Raw genomic sequence first — 2,039 nt, 5'->3', positions numbered from 1 at the left:
ACCTGGTAATGACGGAAGGTGGAGACCATGCACACCGTGATCGTGTACGAAAGTATGTACGGCAACACCCGGGAGATCGCCGAGGCCATCGCCGAGGGCGTCCACCAAGCCGACCCCACCGCGTCCGTCGACTGCCTCCCGGTGGCCGAAGCCGGCGCCGACGTGACCCGCACCGCGGACCTGCTGGTGGTCGGCGGACCGACCCACATCCACGGCATGTCCTCCGGGCTCAGCCGCCGGATGGCCGTCGCGGCCGAGAACCACAAGGAAGGCCACGAGGACGCCGCGGCCGAGGCCCGGGCGACCGCCGAGGGACCGGGCCTGCGCTCCTGGTTCCACGACCTCCCGAACACCGAACCCGGCACCTACGCCGCCGCGTTCGACACCCGCGTCGGCACCCCACTGGCCGGCAGCGCCGCCGACGGTATCGCCCAGCGGCTCTCCCGCCACCACTACGACGTGGTCGCCGAGCCCGAGGGCTTCATCGTCGAGGGCGCCGACGGCCCACTGCGCGCCGGCGAACTCGACCGCGCCCGCGCCTGGGGCGCCCACCTGGTCTGACCGGCCCGTCCCGGAAAGGGAGACCACGCAGCAGCGCACCGTTCGTGACGTGATGCCCCGGGGCGTGGTCGTCGCCCACCGCGAGACCACCTTCAAGGAGATCGCCGGGCTGTTCCACCTCCACGGCGTCTCCGCCGTGCCAGTCGTCGACGAGCGGCACCGCCCGGTCGGCCTCGTGTCCGAGGCCGACCTGGTCCGCAAGGAGTCCGCCTCCTGGACGAGAACCACCCAATCGCCCGCCGGCTCCACCCGCGCCGGTGCCACCTCGCGGAGGCCGAGCTCGCCGAAGGTCTGATGACCGGCCCCGTCGTGACGGCCAAGGCCGACTGGTCCCTGGGCGAGGCCGCCCGGGTGGTGGACCGCCGACGGCTCAAGCGGCTGCCGGTGGTCGACGACGAGGGCCAGCTGGCCGACATCGTGAGCCGCGCAGATCTGCTGCGGCCCTTCCTGCGTGACGACGCCGAGATCCGCGCGGAGATCATCCGCGATGTCCTGCTCGACACGCTGTGGCTCCCGGCCGACGACGGCGTCGTCACGCTGACCGGTACGGTCGAGTACAACGGCTTCACCGCCAAGGACCGGGCCGCGATGAAGGAGCACGCACGCGAGGAGAAGAAAGCGGCGGCGCGGCGCGGTTCGTCCCGGGCGGATCAGAAGGCGGCGGAGCGGGACGTGCTCGCAAGATCGCCGAGATGCCGGATGCGGACCGCGTCCTCACCGAGCGGATCCACGAGATCATCAAAACCACCGCTCCGGACCTCGCGCCCAAGCTCTGGTACGGGGTGCCTGCGTACGCCAGAGACGGCAAGGTCGTCTGCCACTTCCAGAGCGCGGAGAAGTTCAAGTCGAGGTATGCCACGCTTGGCTTCAGCGACGAGGCGGCACTCGACGACGGCGCCATGTGGTCGACCGCCTACGCCGTGAGGGAGCTGACCGCAGCCGACGAAGAGCGCATCAGCGCGCTTGTCAAGAAGGCGGCGGACTGAGGCCGGCCGCGGCGGAATCAGCAGCGAAAGTCCAACGTGCCGCCACGGCCTGGCCGGTCCCGCAGGAAGGCGAGCCCGGGACGCGTCAGTTCTGCCCGCCAACGACGCGCTCGGCCCGGCATTGAGCGGTGTGCATCGTGAAGTTGCAGGTCAAAGTCCTGGCGTGCGTCGATGTCGGCGTACTCGTTCTGGTCATGGGCGGATGACTTCGGCGGAGATCGTCGGTCAGTGGGCGACTTCACGGTTTTCAGGTCGGCGCGGACCTTCCCGACGACGCGCCAGTTCTTCAGGTGCGCGAAGCCGTGCTCGACCGGGTCGGCGCGGTGCTCTCCTTTTTGGCTGGCCTACATCCTCACCCGCCCGCTCGGCGCCAACCGCGGTGACTGGCTCGGCTCGGCCGGCGACCAGGGCAGCGTCTCTGATCAGCTAAGCGATCCTGTGTGATCCACGGGTTGCGGGATCGGTTCGGATCGTTTCCCATCTGGGTGGGGT

2 protein-coding genes and 2 pseudogenes are annotated in these 2,039 nt (G+C 70.0%); all 4 read left to right on the top strand.

Annotation, left to right across the window (positions count from 1 at the left end; genetic code table 11):
• Positions 1–27 precede the first annotated feature (27 nt).
• The gene (locus tag ACFQ87_RS45905) at positions 28–561 is read left to right on the top strand and encodes a flavodoxin family protein (RefSeq protein WP_380616993.1); all 534 of its coding nucleotides are present in this window, start codon (positions 28–30) and stop codon (positions 559–561) included.
• Between the two features lie 52 nt (positions 562–613).
• Positions 614–856: a CBS domain-containing protein gene (locus ACFQ87_RS45900; protein WP_380616994.1), complete on the top strand. Its 243-nt coding sequence runs from the start codon at positions 614–616 to the stop codon at positions 854–856.
• Positions 856–942 (top strand): annotated as a pseudogene (locus tag ACFQ87_RS45895) (hypothetical protein); the annotation flags it as partial. The gene ACFQ87_RS45900 and the pseudogene ACFQ87_RS45895, both read left to right, overlap by 1 nt.
• A gap of 207 nt (positions 943–1,149) precedes the next feature.
• Positions 1,150–1,547: pseudogene (locus tag ACFQ87_RS45890) on the top strand (iron chaperone).
• Positions 1,548–2,039 lie beyond the last annotated feature (492 nt).

It is taken from the genome of Kitasatospora sp. NPDC056531 (assembly GCF_042794375.1).
GTDB lineage: Bacteria > Actinomycetota > Actinomycetes > Streptomycetales > Streptomycetaceae > Kitasatospora.
The sequence above is the reverse complement of the archived record's forward strand: the minus strand, read 5'-3'. Positions and strand labels throughout refer to the sequence as shown.